This is a genomic window from Bacteroides sp. AM16-13, assembly GCF_003602705.1.
Taxonomy (GTDB): domain Bacteria; phylum Bacteroidota; class Bacteroidia; order Bacteroidales; family Bacteroidaceae; genus Bacteroides; species Bacteroides xylanisolvens.
In genome coordinates this window covers 1-16,931 of the sequence record NZ_QTLK01000011.1, presented here as the reverse complement: position 1 = coordinate 16,931, position 16,931 = coordinate 1, and the positions used below count along the sequence as shown (strand labels likewise).

8 protein-coding genes are annotated in these 16,931 nt (G+C 42.0%); 4 read left to right on the top strand and 4 right to left on the bottom strand.

All coding sequences use genetic code 11. From position 1 onward, the window contains the following. Window positions 1-9 precede the first annotated feature (9 nt). Both DW173_RS10705 and DW173_RS10700 read right to left on the bottom strand, forming a co-directional pair. Window positions 10-1,248 (bottom strand): rhamnogalacturonan acetylesterase, encoded by a 1,239-nt coding sequence (locus DW173_RS10705; RefSeq protein ID WP_118220128.1) that lies wholly within the window; start codon window positions 1,246-1,248, stop codon window positions 10-12. A gap of 56 nt (window positions 1,249-1,304) precedes the next feature. Further along, window positions 1,305-4,181, bottom strand: a complete 2,877-nt coding sequence (locus tag DW173_RS10700) for a sugar-binding domain-containing protein (RefSeq protein ID WP_049701939.1) — start codon at window positions 4,179-4,181, stop codon at window positions 1,305-1,307. 243 nt (window positions 4,182-4,424) lie between these two features. Between DW173_RS10700 and DW173_RS10695 the strand changes: the two genes are divergently transcribed. The 4 genes from DW173_RS10695 (at window position 4,425) to DW173_RS10680 (ending at window position 11,386) form a co-directional block, all read left to right on the top strand. Next, window positions 4,425-6,782, top strand: coding sequence for a family 43 glycosylhydrolase (locus DW173_RS10695; protein WP_182019501.1), 2,358 nt, complete (start codon window positions 4,425-4,427; stop codon window positions 6,780-6,782). Between the two features lie 293 nt (window positions 6,783-7,075). Further along, window positions 7,076-9,163 carry a beta-galactosidase gene (locus tag DW173_RS10690; RefSeq protein WP_049701941.1) on the top strand — a complete coding sequence of 696 codons (2,088 nt, stop codon included), beginning with the start codon at window positions 7,076-7,078 and terminating at the stop codon, window positions 9,161-9,163. Window positions 9,164-9,225: 62 nt separating this feature from the next. Continuing rightward, window positions 9,226-10,608, top strand: coding sequence for a glycoside hydrolase family 28 protein (locus DW173_RS10685; protein WP_083444165.1), 1,383 nt, complete (start codon window positions 9,226-9,228; stop codon window positions 10,606-10,608). Window positions 10,609-10,696: 88 nt separating this feature from the next. Then, window positions 10,697-11,386: an SGNH/GDSL hydrolase family protein gene (locus tag DW173_RS10680; RefSeq protein WP_049701942.1), complete on the top strand. Its 690-nt coding sequence runs from the start codon at window positions 10,697-10,699 to the stop codon at window positions 11,384-11,386. Between the two features lie 92 nt (window positions 11,387-11,478). Here the strand turns inward: DW173_RS10680 and DW173_RS10675 are convergent, their stop codons facing one another. After that, window positions 11,479-13,560: a RagB/SusD family nutrient uptake outer membrane protein gene (locus tag DW173_RS10675; RefSeq protein WP_004315618.1), complete on the bottom strand. Its 2,082-nt coding sequence runs from the start codon at window positions 13,558-13,560 to the stop codon at window positions 11,479-11,481. Window positions 13,561-13,584: 24 nt separating this feature from the next. Next, window positions 13,585-16,716 (bottom strand): SusC/RagA family TonB-linked outer membrane protein, encoded by a 3,132-nt coding sequence (locus DW173_RS10670; RefSeq protein ID WP_004315619.1) that lies wholly within the window; start codon window positions 16,714-16,716, stop codon window positions 13,585-13,587. Window positions 16,717-16,931 lie beyond the last annotated feature (215 nt).

Genomic DNA, 16,931 nt, shown 5'->3' with positions numbered 1-16,931 from the left:
ACTTATCTCTTAATTTCCGTCCGGTTTCTCTATTTCTGTGAAAGGTGATTCGTTCCAGTGGAAAGTATTCACATCATCCGGGTGTGCCGGGTTATATGCCGGGTCTATTTTTAAGTGTTTGGCTAACTCGGGTACGGCTTTCTTCATACCTTCAATCACACACTGGGCTATCTGGTAAGCGCCGTAAGGGTTAAAGTGGGTATTGTCTTCAAAAGCCTTGGTCTGTCCGGGATAAGTTCCTGCCGGATAGTGTACGAAGGCGCGTTTGGATGTTTCCGTGCCTAACGCTTCATATAGTGTCCGAGTCATTTCGTTGAGGTCAATCAAAGGTATATTTTCTTTGGCGGCCAGCCAGCGCATGGCCTCCGGATAATCTTCGTGTGTATCGCGGATATGTCCGGTTGAGTCAAAGCTCCGGCGTTGGGTGGGAGTAACCAGTACGGGATATGCTCCACGTGCTCGTGCTTCGTCGATGAATGTTTTCAGGCTGGTCATAAAAGAGTAGTAAGCTCCTTTTCCGGGACCTTTCTGCTTCTGATCGTTATGTCCGAACTCCATGAAGAGATAATCGCCTTTCTTCATCTGGCTCAATGCTTTTTTCAAACGTCCTGCTCCGATAAAAGTATTGGCCGATTCACCGGATTCCGCATAATTGGCGATGCAAACATCTGTTCCGAAGAAGTGAGGGATCATTTGTCCCCAGCTAGCCCAAGGTTCGTTGTCCTGATCGACTACCGTACTGTTTCCGCACAGAAAAACAGTGATGACTGACGGATTGGCAGGCTCGATACGGATACTTTGGCACACAGGTGCATCTCCATTAAATTCCAATGTCAGTTTATCATCCCAGTTCAGTTTCGCTTTCTCACGGGGCTTGATTCGTACATATTCTTTTTCGGAGATACGAGGGGTACGTTTATTGATGATAAATGTTTCGTCTACGAATTGTCCTTTTTTAGTTGGCAGGTTCTCAACAAATAGCCGGCGTGACTCACCTCTTACGGTGGTCACTCCTGCCTGTTTTTTACTTCCCAGGCGTACTGTAACTTTGTAATTCCCGTCCGGAACACGGACAGAGAAGAAGAAAGGTGATTTACTCCCTTTCTCGGGTGTGGCGGTGAGGTCGTATCCGTATCTCGTCTCCTCGCTATATCGGGGTGCGTCCGACAGTTGGTAGGTTCGGACTTTTTCTTGGGCATTGACGGTTATTGTAGCCAAGAGTAGTAAGCCTATGATAGTAGTTTTCATTATAAATAATATGAATGTATATTGGTTTATGTAATCCGTGCCTGATAATTTCCCATTTAGTTAATTTTCGGTTTGAGCTCGTCCGGCGAATCTTTGGTATAAGATTTTACATCTCCTGCCACTTTGGTGAACAATGCTTGTATCAGTTCCGGGGCAATGGTTGCTGACGGGCGGAAAGCGTCTGAATTCATATAATCCAGGATTGCCTTATGCATTTGTCGGGCAACGATTCGTTTCTCCGGTTGAGAAGTGATATCCATACTGGTCATCATCAGTTTACCGTTCAATACGTTTGCTTCAAACAACATTCCGATTTTCCGGCTGATGAACCAGGTGTCGATGCTTTGAACGGTTGGCTGGAATTCTGCCGGAAAGTCGGTAAATTGCATCACCTGGGCTTTATTTAATAATTCCCACCATTGCAGGTTACTATGAAATTCCGTAGGAAATTCACGGAAAAGAGGATGATATTCATTCAGGAAAATACCAGTTGTGTGCGGCGGGCGCATCTTGAACCAGGAAGTATTCCAGAATACCGGAGTAAAGTATTGTTTAACTTCTTTTCCGTATTGTATTTTGCCGGCTGCCGTAATCAAGACATTTCCCCCTTCTTTCAGTACGGAAACGGCTTTTTCATCCAGTGTGTCGGTAGTATATACACTTCCCTGTGTCAGTTCCACTTGTGCAGGATATACCCAGAAATCCCAGTCATTGACGGCATCGCTGCCTTCAATACATACTTCCAGATTTAGTTTCTGCGGAGTATCGATCCCTTTCAGATTCATATCCACGCTGCCTAGTGCACAAAGGTTTCCAATAGGAATCGTTTGTGTGCCGACAGTTCCTTTGGCATACACCTTTCCGAACTTGTCTTTGATGGTATAGCTAGTTTTTGCTCCTTGCAGAGGGGCTGCACCAAAGTGAGAAACTTCGATGTCGGCATGGAATGTTTCATCATTGGCATATACAAACTTCGGAATACGGGCTAAGGGGACAGTCGGGCTGCAAAAACGTCTGAATTGCTCCGCGTTGATATATCCTTTCTCTTCAAAAAATACATCCAGTACGCCGACCAATGCCGTTCCCTGACCCGAGTAATCGTTGAGAGCCAGCAATTGGAAACCTGCATAATCGGGGGTACGCAATGTCTTTTCAATCTCATGCTTATAACAAAGTGCCTGCAATTTGCCCGAAGCCATCATAAAATCATAACTTTGGCCTCCCATGTGATTATCATTCAGAATATCCCTGAAAATCTCAAAGTTCTTCGCTTTGTTGACTCCGGTATATTTGCGGATTTCGTTGAAATTCGGGAATACGCACCATTGACCTGTTTCATGTGATACATACGGTTGTTTCACGGTGTCTATCCTTGCGCGATAATCCGATTCGCTTTCCGGTTGTGCACCTGCCCAACTCAAACCGCGTGCTCCGGCTTTCACATGGTATTCATTGTGAGGTTGCCACTGCCAGCTGTTTCCTACGGAAGCTCCCGTATATACACGACGCGGATCTGTCGCTTTCCAATAATCGACAAACTTGCTCACCCATGCTACCCAGCGTCCGGAAGGTTCGTTACCACAAGCCAGCATACAGTAAGATGCATAGTTTCCGTATTCTTTAGTCAGGGCAATTGTTTCGTCCATCAGATATTTGTCAATTGGCTGACCGTTACCCAATCTTGGTCCGTGATTCGGCCAACTCGGACCTTCCGGTTGCAGATAGAAACCGACTAGATCGGCTGCGATAAAAGCAGCTTCCGGCGGGCAGAAAGAATGAAAACGCATGTGATTCAAACCATAGTTGCGGCAAATGCGGAACACCCGCTCCCAGGAAGCTACGTCCATTGGAGCATAACCGGTCAATGGGAAATCACAGTTTTCCACTGTGCCGCGAAGCATTGTTTTGCGACCATTGACGTAGAACCATTTTCCTTCTATCTTGAAATCGCGCATACCAAATTGTACCTGTTTGATGTCGGACTGTTTACCGTTGGTCAATTTTGCCGTCAGTTTATACAGTGCAGGATTGAACTCATCCCATGTGAGGAAATTTTTTCCCATAGGAAGTTCCATCTCTATTGCATTGTCTCCCGGACGGATATGGAAGCTTTGCTGAACAGGAGCTACTTTGTGTTGAGTGTCCGTATTGAAACTTTCGGCAGAAAGTGTAATATCTCCTTTGGTGGAAGAGGCAGACTGTATGTTCATGCGTACCAGTGCTTTCTGATTGTTTAAATCAGGGTATATCTGAATGTCTTCAAAATGAACTTTAGGAGTGGCCTGTAATTCGATTCGTCCTACGATCCCGTTCCAGTTACCTTGGGTCTGGTCGGTGATGCTGTGAGAGTCGGGACCTACATTGATTTCTTTGATGCGGTTGTCGATGCGGATAGTAATCAGGCAGGTTTTGCCGGGAGTAACAGCAGAAGTCAGATCATACACATGAGGGACACAAAGACTGTTCTGCATACCGAGTTCCTGTTGATTGACCCATACGGTCGTTTCGATGTGCGGGCGTTCCAGGAAAAGAGTGATTCTTTCTCCTTTCCAGTTGGAAGGTATTGTAACTTTCTTTTGATACCAGGCTACCCCTACATAATGTTTGTCGGGAGTCAGGAAAAAGGGAAGTTTCACTTGTCCTTCTATTCTGTATTTCTCCATGTATGGATTGAAATAGTAAGAGCTGTCATACAAGCTTCCGGTCCACCGGGTGCGGGCGGTTACTTCATCTCCTTTCAGCTTTTCGGGCATGGAGCCGGGGAGATTAATCTGATCATCAAGGCTTTTTTTGAACCATTGTTCCTTGGTGCCGATATCTTCCCGGTCTATCTGGAAATTCCATTTGCCGGATAAACTGAAAGAATGATTTTGCCCCGTTACGGTCAGTATAGAGGCAAATACGATGGCAATACTTACTAAAAGTTGTTTCATGATATATAGAATTGATATGTTTTTCATCTCTATTTTAAAATCTGCCGCTAAAGTAGAGCTTTTTAAGGGTTTAGTAAATAGAAAGATGTACAGATACATAGAATATTGTATCAAAATGCACTTATAGGACGGATGGTGTACAAAACTACATGGATTTGAAATATTGTCCATGCTCTTTATCTTTGAGGAGGTTGGGAGATACCTTATCTTTGCGGGGTAAACTTTTTAATCTTAAAAGGAACCATGAAAAAAGTAGTTGTTTGGATGGCTCTAAGTCTTTGCTCGGTAATGACAATCTTCGCCGGTAAGACTGCTTATCTCTTTTCTTATTTCATCAATGACAGTAAAGATGGATTGCATTTAGCTTATAGTTATGACGGGTTGAACTGGATGCCTTTGAATGGCGGACGGTCTTATCTGACACCTTCCGTTGGTAAAGATAAATTAATGCGAGATCCGAGTATTTGCCAGGCTCCGGACGGAACTTTCCACATGGTCTGGACTTCCAGTTGGACTGATCGGATTATCGGCCATGCTTCTTCTCGTGATTTAATTCATTGGAGTGAACAACAGGCTATTCCGGTGATGATGCACGAGCCGACTGCCCATAATTGTTGGGCACCTGAACTCTTTTATGACGAACCTTCGCAAACTTACTATATCTTTTGGGCAACTACCATCCCCGGTCGTCACAAGGAAATACCTACCAGCGAAAGCGAGAAGGGATTGAATCATCGTATTTATTATGCGACAACAAAGGATTTCCGCACTTTCTCAAAGACAAAGATGTTTTTCAACCCTGATTTCAGTGTGATTGACGCTGCTATTGTGAAAGATCCGAAGCTGGGAGACCTGATAATGATAGTCAAGAATGAAAACTCCAATCCGCCGGAAAAGAATTTGCGCGTTACGCGTACAAAAAAGGTCGAAAAAGGATTTCCGACCAAAGTATCGGCGCCTATTACAGGAAAGTATTGGGCGGAAGGACCTGCTCCTCTTTTTGTCGGTGATACGCTTTATGTTTATTTCGATAAATACCGCGATCATCGTTATGGTGCCGTTCGCTCTTTAGATCATGGCGAAACATGGGAAGACGTGTCCGATCAAGTTTCTTTTCCGAGAGGCATCCGTCATGGAACGGCGTTTGCGGTAGATGCTTCCGTGGTGGAGGCATTGATAGCCAATCGTACTTATAATCCTTTAATCCCCGATAATGTGGCGGATCCTTCCGTTTCTAAGTTTGGTGATACCTATTATCTCTACGGAACCACTGATTTGGATTATGGTCTTGAACGTGCCGGAACACCTGTTGTGTGGAAGTCGAAAGATTTTGTAAACTGGAGCTTTGAGGGTTCTCATATTAGTGGTTTCGACTGGTCGAAAGGATATGAATATACGAATGATAAAGGTGAAAAGAAAAAAGGATATTTCCGGTATTGGGCTCCCGGGAGAGTGATTGAACACGATGGAAAGTTTTATTTATATGTCACTTTTGTCAAGCCCGGTGATAAGATGGGGACTTATGTGCTTGTTGCAGATCGTCCGGAGGGTCCTTTCCGGTTTACCGAAGGAAAAGGGCTTTTTGTTTCCGGAGAAGAAGTAGATAGCCCCGCCATTATTAATGATATCGACGGAGAGCCTTTTATTGATGATGACGGTACGGGATATATCTTTTGGCGTCGTCGGAATGCGGCACGTCTTTCTGCTGACCGGCTTCATCTGGATGGGGAACCGGTGACATTGAAAACAGCCCGTCAGGGATATTCAGAGGGTCCCGTAATGTTTAAACGTAAAGGTATCTATTATTATATTTATACATTGAGCGGTCATCAGAATTATGCAAATGCATACATGATGAGCCGCGAATCTCCTCTTACAGGTTTTGTGAAACCGGAGGGCAACGATATCTTTTTGTTTTCTTCTCCCGAAAATCAAGTGTGGGGACCGGGGCATGGCAATGTGTTCTACGATGAAGGAACGGATGAGTATATCTTTCTTTATCTCGAATACGGAGATGGTGGAACCACCCGGCAGATATATGCCAACTGGATGGAATTTAATGATGACGGAACAATTAAGACTTTAGTTCCCGATATGCGTGGAGTGGGGTGCCTGGCAACTCCACAAGAGAAACGGACGAATTTGTCTTTGCAGTCACATTTTTATGCTTCCAGCGAGAAAGAACCGCGCACTTCTGTGGTCAGCATTGAAACACAGCCTAACCAGCCTCTACCGGAGAAAGCCTCCGTGAAGAATTATACTCGAACGCATACTTATCAGGCTGCTCATGTAGCCGATGAATCGAATGGAACTCGTTGGATGGCAGCCGATACGGATAGCAGTCCATTCATTACGGTGGATTTAAAAGGGATTCGCAATGTCAACGAATGTCAGTTTTACTTTACCCGCCCTACTGAAGGACATACGTGGCGGTTAGAAAAATCGATGGATGGAAAAAACTGGCGGACATGTGCCGAACAAGCTAAAGTAGAAGTGCGCTCCCCGCATTTGGCGAAGGAGATAGGGGAGGCCCGTTATCTTCGTCTTCATATCCGCAGGGGAGATGCTGGATTGTGGGAATGGAAAATCTATGAGAAATGATAATTTTGCGGAGTGCCCTGAAAGGGCTTAATTATATAGCGTAGGGGAACGCCCTACGTAAAAACGACAATCTGAATTTGCGCCCTGAAAGGGCATAATTGTATACAGTTCCGCCCTTTCAGGGCTTGTGGCTGGTGTGTCTTTTTCGTAGGGCGTTGCCCTACGCTATGTAATTAAGACCTTTCAGGGCACCCCAATAAATATATAATTGTAAGGCTTTCAGCCTAACTGCTAAATTCCCATTTATAAAACGAATGATAAACAATAGCTAACATTAATAATCAATTGAATTTATGAAGTATATGATAAAAAGTAAAATATTAGCGATTCTTTGTGTCAGTCTGCTGACCCTTTCAACCACAGCACACCCCTCTTCTTGGTTTAATGACAAAGATCTGACACTGACAGGTGTCTACTATTATCCTGAACACTGGGATGAAAACCAGTGGGAACGTGACTTCAAGAAAATGCATGAACTGGGATTTGAATTTACTCATTTTGCCGAGTTTGCCTGGGCGCAGTTGGAGCCGGAAGAAGGACGTTATGATTTTGCCTGGCTTGACAGAGCGGTAGCTTTAGCTGCCAAATATGATTTAAAAGTGATAATGTGTACGTCTACTGCCACTCCTCCTGTATGGATGAGCCGGAAATATCCTGAAATTCTGTTGAAGAATGAAGATGGAACGGTACTTGACCACGGTGCCCGTCAGCATGCTTCATTTGCTTCTCCTCTTTACAGAGAGTTATCTTATAAGATGATTGAAAAACTGGCGCAGCACTATGGTAACGATCCTCGTATTATCGGATGGCAACTCGATAACGAACCTGCCGTACAGTTTGACTATAATCCGAAAGCGGAACTTGCCTTCCGTGATTTTCTTCGTGCCAAATACAATAATGACATTCAACTTTTAAATAATGCCTGGGGAACTGCTTTTTGGAGTGAGTCTTATTCTTCTTTTGATGAAATAACGCTTCCCAAGCGTGTACAGATGTTTATGAATCATCATCAGATTTTGGATTACCGTCGTTTTGCAGCAATGCAAACCAATGATTTTCTGAATGAGCAATGCTTGTTAATCAAGAAATATGCAAAGAACCAATGGGTAACAACCAATTATATACCGAACTATGATGAAGGACATATTGGTGGTAGTCCTGCGTTGGATTTCCAAAGCTATACCCGTTACATGGTATATGGAGATAATGAGGGAATCGGTCGTCGGGGCTATCGTGTAGGTAATCCATTGCGTATTGCTTGGGCGAATGATTTTTTCCGTCCGATACAGGGAACGTATGGTGTAATGGAACTGCAACCGGGACAAGTGAACTGGGGCAGTATCAATCCCCAGCCTCTTCCGGGAGCTGTCCGTCTATGGATGTGGAGTGTATTTGCCGGTGGAAGTGATTTTATTTGTACCTACCGCTATCGCCAACCGCTCTATGGTACAGAACAGTATCATTATGGAATAGTAGGAACAGACGGAGTGACTGTTACCCCCGGTGGAAAAGAGTATGAAACTTTTATAAAAGAGATTCGTGAACTTCGTAAGCATTATGCTCCCCGTGAGGCGAAGCCTGCTGATTACCTGGCACGTCGTACAGCTATTCTTTTCAATCCTGAAAACTCCTGGAGCATTGAGCGACAGAAGCAAAACCGGACCTGGGATACTTTTGCGCATATTGAAAAGTATTACCGTACCTTAAAATCATTCGGAGCACCCGTCGATTTTATTTCAGAAGCCAAGAACTTATCTGATTATCCGGTCGTCATTGCGCCGGCTTATCAATTAGCTGATAAAGAACTGGTGGACAAATGGATTTCTTATGTGAAGAATGGCGGAAACCTCATTCTTACTTGTCGTACGGCGCAGAAGGATCGTTATGGTCGTCTCCCGGAGGCTCCTTTTGGCTCTATGATTACTCCGCTGACCGGAAATGAAATGAACTTTTATGATTTGCTTCTTCCCGAAGATCCCGGTACTGTTGTTATGAACGGAAAAGAGTATGCCTGGAATACATGGGGAGAGATTCTGAATCCTCCGGCAGATGCTCAAATATGGGCTACTTATAAAAACGAATTCTACGCAGGAAGTCCGGCTGTGACTTTCCGCAAACTGGGGAAAGGTACGATTACTTATGTTGGAGTGGACAGCCACAACGGAGCATTGGAAAAAGATATATTGAAAAAACTATATGCACAGCTGAATATCCCGGTAATGGATTTGCCTTATGGCGTGACAATGGAATACCGGAATGGCTTGGGAATTGTTTTGAACTATTCAGACCAGCCCTATGCCTTCAACTTGCCGAAAGGAGCCAAAGCATTGATTGGAACTACAAATATTCCTACAGCGGGTGTATTGGTGTTTTCAATGTGACCGGCTATAAATTAATATTCTTATCTTTGATGTGTTTGAAGAATTAAAAAAATGATATTGTAATGAAGACTTACTTACTGAAACCGATGGTAGTTGTCTGCCTTTGCTTATTGACAGCTTCCTTTACTTTTGCCGCTGATAATTATAAAATGGTAAAGGTGAAAGCTCCTTTCCCTATGCAACCTATTAAAGTATTTATCTATCCGGACAAAGACTTTTTGATAACAGATTACGGAGCAAAAAACGGAGGTGAAGTAAACAATACAAAAGCAATTGCTGCCGCTATTGAAGCGTGTCATAAATCAGGTGGCGGACGTGTTGTTGTTCCGGCAGGTATATGGTTAACTGGGCCAATTCATTTTAAAAGTAATGTAAATCTTTATTTGGAGGAGAATGCAATTCTGAATTTTACGGATAATCCTTCTGATTATCTTCCGGCAGTGATGACTTCATGGGAAGGTTTGGAATGTTATAATTATTCTCCATTACTCTATGCTTTTGAATGTGAGAATGTGGCAATTACAGGTAAAGGGACTCTTCAGCCGAAGATGGATACTTGGAAAGTATGGTTCAAACGTCCTCAACCTCATTTGGAGGCATTGAAAGAGTTATATACGAAAGCTTCGACCGATGTTCCTGTTATTGAACGTCAAATGGCGGTAGGAGAGAACCACCTTCGTCCGCACTTGATTCATTTCAATCGCTGCAAGAATGTTTTATTGGATGGGTTTAAGATTCGTGAAAGTCCGTTCTGGACCATTCATCTTTATATGTGTGACGGAGGACTGGTACGTAATCTGGATGTAAAAGCACATGGACATAATAATGACGGTATTGATTTCGAAATGAGCCGTAATTTTCTGGTAGAAGATTGTTCTTTCGATCAGGGTGATGATGCAGTAGTGATTAAAGCCGGACGTAATCAAGATGCCTGGCGATTGAATACTCCTTGCGAAAATATTGTTATCCGTAATTGCCAGATTCTTAAAGGACATACTTTGCTTGGTATTGGAAGTGAAATTTCCGGAGGAATACGGAATATTTATATGCATGATTGCACAGCTCCGAATTCAGTAATGCGTCTTTTTTTCGTAAAAACCAATCATCGTAGAGGTGGGTTTATAGAAAACGTTTATATGAAGAATGTACAGGCAGGAATGGCTCAACGTGTACTTGAAATAGATACCGAAGTGCTATACCAGTGGAAGGATCTGGTACCTACTTATGAAGAACGGATTACCCGTATTGATGGCATTTATATGGATAAAGTCACTTGTGAGTCGGCAGACGCTATTTACGAATTGAAAGGAGATGCAAAACTTCCGGTGAAGAATGTAACAATCAAGAATGTGAAGGTAGGGGAAGTGAAGAAGTTCGTGAAGAAAGTGAATAATGTGGAGAATGTAGTAGAGAAGAATGTGACCTATGAAAGGGAGGTAAAATAATCATTTTCTGAAATTGGCAGAAAAAATCGTACTGTCATATTAGCATAATGTAGTATATTAGCGGCAAAATTGAAAACTTTATTCTAGTATGAAGAAATCCTGTTTTTTGCTGCTACTTACTATTTTATGTAGCAGTATAAGTTTTGCTCAAAGCCTGAAATCTATTTCTATTTTAGGCGACTCGTATTCAACGTTTGAAGGATATCTACAACCAGATACGAATAGTATTTGGTATTATGTCTCTCCACGACAACAAACAGATGTGACTTCAGTAAAACAGACGTGGTGGCATAAATTCATTAAAGAGAATAATTACCGCCTTTGTGTCAATAATTCATTTTCGGGTGCAACGATTTGTAATACGGGTTATCGCAACGAAGATTACTCGGATCGTTCTTTTATAACCCGTATGGATCAACTGGGTTGCCCGAATGTGATTTTTGTTTTTGGCGCAACCAATGATTGTTGGGCTGGTTCTCCGCTTGGGGAGTATCAGTATGTGGGATGGACTAAAGATGATTTGTATAAATTCCGTCCGGCTATGGCTTATATGCTCGATCACATGATTGATCGCTATCCTAATGTTGAAATCTATTTTCTATTGAATTCCGGTTTAAAGGAAGAGTTTAATGAATCAGTCAGAACTATCTGCAGGCATTATAATATTGATTGCATAGAATTGCATGACATTGACAAAAAGAGTGGGCATCCTTCAATAAAGGGAATGGAGCAGATTAGTGAACAGATTAAAGAGTTCATGGTGAAGAAGACGAAGTGAAAGGAGCATTAAAAAATATTGCCACTTGTTCTTCTTTGATTAGAAATTCTATTTCAAAGAGTGACAAGTGGCAATAGGATTAGTTGTTTACCTTAATATCCCGGGTTTTGCATTGCTTTCTTTTCCTCATTACTTAATGCAGAACCATTTGAATTGGTGATACCGTCTAAGAAGGCTTGGGGGATCGGACGATAGTAATGTTTCTCCGATTTGAATTCGCCAAGACCTCTGCTGGCACCATCGTTGAATTTATGCCAACGGGCGTCTAACGTCTTGGTACGTGCCAGATCTTCCCAGCGTTGCAATTCGCCACAAAGTTCTCTTGTACGTTCATTCAACAGGAAGCACATCATTTTGTCAGCATTGGATGTGCAGCCCAGTTCGTTGTAAATAGGGACATCTACTGTAGAATTATATACATCTGATACACTATTTAATTTCATTGTTGTTTTGGTAGAAGCAGTGGTTTCCTGTTCTATATTGTTTGACTCGTAATAAGTATTTTCTTCCCAATAAATAGCACCTTCAGAAGAATGACCGCCCCCCTTTCCCGAACAATAAGGATTGTTCTTATAGGCTTGTCCGCCATCTACATTCTTACTACGATCCTCACCTGTTTTATAACCGGCACGTTCACGTAATTTATTCATCCACTCGATAGCTTTGTCATAGTTGGCTTCCCCCTTACGAATATATGCCTCGGCAACCATTAGTACATCATCTGCCGAACGGGCGATAATAGCATCACGAGTACCGAATTGAGACGCAATAGAAACACGGTAACCATCACGGAATTTAGATAAAGCTACCGAACGTTTGTGGGGTATGATATCGTAATAATTACCTGTTTTTTCATTTACATTCCAACTGTGTTCCTGCCCTTTGAAATAGCGTACATATGTATACGTGTTACACATTTTTCCATCTTTCAAAACAGTATATGCCGGAGCATTGGGATATTTCTCATAGCGGTTGTCTCCCGGGTCATTAACGATGTATTTCATACCGAGTTCACCTCCACTAAAACGTTTGTCACCTTCTTTTACACCTGCCGGAGCGTATGGCATATCTTCTGCTGTCCAGGTAGGAGCGCTTTTGGTTTCGTTGGCTCCATAACAGGTGATGAATGATTTCCAGAAACGAGAGTCATTGACACGGTCAAATACCTGCATGGTATATTCTGTAGCACTTACGTATGAGAATTCACGTCCTCCTGAGATGTCACGTTTACATCCACCTATATCATTGCCTTGATATACGGCCGGATAATAAAGATGCATCTGATTTCCAAAGCGTCCCCATGTTGATTCATCATTAGAGAATTGAGCCGCTAGAATCACTTCGCTTACTTTTTCATTGGCTCCGTTTGGCTGTTCATAGTCCCAAAGTTCTACATAATCACTACACAACGGATGTGCATCTACAACTTCCGAACCATATTGAATAACAGCATCGAGGTCGGATGCTACATAATTACTGTTCCAATCGCTGTACAATTCAGATGCACGGAATAAATGTGCTTTTGCAAGGAAATGTGCGGCAGCATATTTGTTAATCCGTCCGATTGATTCACCTTTATTGGGAAGTAGTCTGTAGGCTTCTCCAAAATCAGATATAACCTGTGTGTATATTTCTTCAGCAGAATTCCGTGTGAAATATGTTTCGGCACTTGTAGACGGAGCTAATTTCAAAGGTACGCCACCAAATTGTTTTACTAATTCAAAATAAGCATAAGCTCTAAGGAAATGTGCTTCTCCTAAACGGGTGTTGTATGTAGGTGAACTCTGATTATAATATTGAGGTATGTTCTGAATCAATATGTTTGCGGGTTCAACTAGTCCGTAGTAATTATCCCAGATGGGTTGGTTGGCACCATTTTCAGATGAGTTTAAATCCTGGCTATAGTGATTCCATGCAGGAATTACATTGTTAGCATCGGTAAACTCGTCCACTCCCATATTGTAACATTGGATTCCCCATATATAATTGAATTTAAATTTAAGTTTCTGATAGGCGCCAGTTACCAATTCATCAAGACCTTCCTGGGTTTTAAAACGGTCTGTACTATATTGAGTCGTAAGATTTTCATCAAGGAAAGACTCACTGCACGATGTGATCGAGCTTCCTGTTACGCTGGCTATTAAAGCAGCAAATAATATTCTATTTAATTTCATAATGTCTTTACTTTAATTTGTTGATTAGAATCCGATGTTGACACCTATTACAAAACTCTTCAAAGTGGTAGGTGAACCAAATGTCTTGGTATTATTGTCATAGTTTACCAAGTCTGTATCTAAAAAGTCACATGCCTTATAGATATTGAATGGGTTCATGGCTTGAACATATAGCTTCAGATTATTGATACCCAACTTCTTTAATTGTTGCGGGGTAAAATTATAGCCCAATGAAATATTACGTACTTTAATGTACGATCCATCTTGATAGTTCATTGCACTGTTGAAAGCATCGGCTCCTTCGCCGTTGGAGCCGGGTGAATAGTATTTTGCATTTTCATTTGTACCAGCCACCCAATAGTCTACTTTACGTTGCATATAGCGACCGTCGAGCGTTACAGCTCCTTGCGGGACTGTGAATCCCCAGCGTGACAGAATAAAGAAGGAAAGCTCAAAATTCTTATAGCTGAAAGTGTTGCTCCATCCACCTGTCCAGCGTGGACGTGTATGCCCTACAATTTGCTTGTCATCGTTAGCATCTATTGCACCATCATTATTTAAATCTTTTACTTTGATTTGTCCTGGCTTACGTCCGTATTTAGCAGCTTCTTCAGCTTCTTCCGTTTTCCATATTCCATCATATACCCAGTCGTAATAAACACCGATTTCTTCACCGACAAACCATTTGTTATTCACATCTTCAGTTCTGCCGTTAGATAATTCGTCAATTCGGTTTCTATCCATAGACCATGTTAAAGTAGTGCTCCAGGTAAAATCTTTGGTTTGTACTGGTATTGCATTTACTTGCAAATCAATACCATATCCGGATGTTTTACCCACATTGGCATACGTAGAAACATAACCCGTTAATGAAGGGATTGACATTTCTAATAATAAGTCATTGGTTTTTGTTTTGTATGCATCAATACTACCGGTAAGTCGGTTATTAAAGAAACCATAGTCAATACCGACATTGTATTGTGTAGTTCGTTCCCAGCCTAAGGTTGGATTAGCCATTTTAGCAGGCTCTTTTTGTGAAGGATCGGAAGGTACATAACCTAAAGATGAATCACTTTGTCCCCAGTTATAGTATAAACCGGTGATGGCACCTTTGGTTGCGTATGCTTTGATAGCTGCATTGCCTGTGACACCCATACCTACACGAAGTTTCAACTGATTCAACCAACTGATGTCTTTCATGAAATCTTCCTGATCCATTCTCCATGCAATAGCTGCAGAAGGAAAACTTGCCCATTTGTGCCCTTCGGCTAATTGAGAGGCACCATCCCAACGCATAGATGCCGTTAACAAGTATTTATCTTTGTAACCATAGTTCAGTCGAACCATATAAGATGCCATCTGAGTTTCGGTTAGTCCAGTACCAAAGGAATTCAATGTACCGGCAGATCCCATATTATACCAAAGCTCATCCGACGAGGCTACATTGGTGGCTCTCATATCTCCCATCTCGTAATGATAGGCAGAAGCGGATTGCATCAATGTCATTCCTAGACTATGCTGACCTAGAGTTTTATTGTAATAGATCAGGTTATCCAATGTCCATGCACGCTTTTGTTCGTTCTTATATTGTGCACCGTTGTTACCATCTCCATTGATGCCATCAGCAGCGTTAGCAACTCCTAGAGTGTAAAATTGAAATTCGGGACCAAACTGAAGACGATAGGATAAACCTTCCAGTGGTTTCCAAATTTTTCCGAAATCAATCTGTGAGTACATGCTGGCAGAAGCACGGAAAGTACGGCGTTGATTGGTATTATAGTCTAATTCCCGGATGGGGTTGATGATATTTACGTCACCGCTTGGATAACGGACATATTCACCGTTTTCATCGTAAGGCACAGTCCATGGGATCATGCTTCTTAATGCACTATAGAAGTCACCGGAACCAGTTACGGATTTAGAGAAACTATATCCATAGTCTTGAGTAGAATATGATGCGTTAATTGAAGAACCCATTTTGAACCAATCAACAGGAGTTACGTCAAATGATGTCTTTAATGTATAACGTTCATAGGCTTGTCCTGGTTGTGTTCCTTTTTGATCTAGATAGCCGAATGAAGCATAACCTTGGAATTTGTCCGAACCTCCGGAGGCACTTAAGGTATGTTCGTGGGTGATACCCGTCTGTTTGCCGTGAGATGCCCAGTCGTAGGAGCCGACCTTTGAGGGATCATAATTGCCGTTTGACCATGCTTGCTCGATATTCTTCCACGAAGCGCTTACACTTCCGAATGCTGCTTTATCTGCTTCAAAAGTTGGAGTGGCCGAAGCATAAGAACCCGCATTGTATTTGGCTAGGCGAGCATAATCCAGCCATTCTGTAGCAGACATCATTTCTGTGACATCATGTAATGTTTCAAAAGTAACAGTACCTGAATAGTTCAGGGTTACTTTTCCCTCTTTTCCTTTTTTAGTAGTTACGAGAATTACACCATTGGCACCACGTGAACCATAAATGGCTGTGGCCGAAGCATCTTTCAAAATGTCAATAGCTTCAATGTCGGAAGGATTGATGTTTTCAATACCTCCATTTTGAATTACCATACCGTCTACGACATACAGTGGTCCTTGTTCTGCATTAATAGAGCGTTGCCCACGAATGTTAATGTTACCGACTTCTCCGGGACGTTGGCTAGATGTAATATCCACACCTGCTGTTTTGCCCTGCATTCCTTCCAATGCATTTCTTACAGGCATTGCTTTTAATTCTTTTTCTCCTACGCGGGCCATAGCGCCAGTTACATCGCTTTTCTTCTGTACACCGTAGCCCACAACTACTACTTCATCCAGCGTTTCAGTATCTTCTTGAAGAGTTATCTTGAAGTTAGTATTTCCTGCTACGGATACTTCTTGCTTTTTGTATCCTATATAAGTGATAGTGATTGTACCTTTGGTTGGTACATTGGAAAGAGAAAACTTGCCATTTAAATCAGTAATTGTACCATTAGTAGTACCATTAACCAACACACTGGCACCAATAACCGGTTCTCCGGTAAAATCTGTAACCGTACCCGAAATCGTTTTGTTTTGGGCATAGGATTCTACTATTAAAAAGGAGAACAAAGTGAGAAGAAATAGCCGTCGGATAGTATCCTTATAGGCATACAGGTGATTACCTTTTTTGTTGCTTTTCATACTTTAATTATTAAGTTATAAATATTGGTTTATAGATCCTTTATTGTTGATTTATCTTTTTATCCTCTAATGAAGACTCTTTGTTTCTTTTTATATGGATATTCCTGTAACGTAGTACTTTATAGAGGTTTAGTAGTATAATATATTGTGTGATATTTCTATATTTACATAGCACATTTATTATAGAGTTAAACAAAAGTTAGATTCTCTTTTTA

What these genes read in the sequence shown, in the direction of transcription:
- DW173_RS10695 (WP_182019501.1), top strand. Translation starts at nt 4,425, where the DNA reads ATGAAAAAAGTAGTTGTTTGGATGGCTCTAAGTCTTTGCTCGGTAATG.
- DW173_RS10675 (WP_004315618.1), bottom strand. Translation starts at nt 13,560, where the DNA reads ATGAAATTAAATAGAATATTATTTGCTGCTTTAATAGCCAGCGTAACA.
- DW173_RS10705 (WP_118220128.1), bottom strand. Translation starts at nt 1,248, where the DNA reads ATGAAAACTACTATCATAGGCTTACTACTCTTGGCTACAATAACCGTC.
- DW173_RS10685 (WP_083444165.1), top strand. Translation starts at nt 9,226, where the DNA reads ATGAAGACTTACTTACTGAAACCGATGGTAGTTGTCTGCCTTTGCTTA.
- DW173_RS10700 (WP_049701939.1), bottom strand. Translation starts at nt 4,181, where the DNA reads ATGAAACAACTTTTAGTAAGTATTGCCATCGTATTTGCCTCTATACTG.
- DW173_RS10690 (WP_049701941.1), top strand. Translation starts at nt 7,076, where the DNA reads ATGAAGTATATGATAAAAAGTAAAATATTAGCGATTCTTTGTGTCAGT.
- DW173_RS10670 (WP_004315619.1), bottom strand. Translation starts at nt 16,716, where the DNA reads ATGAAAAGCAACAAAAAAGGTAATCACCTGTATGCCTATAAGGATACT.
- DW173_RS10680 (WP_049701942.1), top strand. Translation starts at nt 10,697, where the DNA reads ATGAAGAAATCCTGTTTTTTGCTGCTACTTACTATTTTATGTAGCAGT.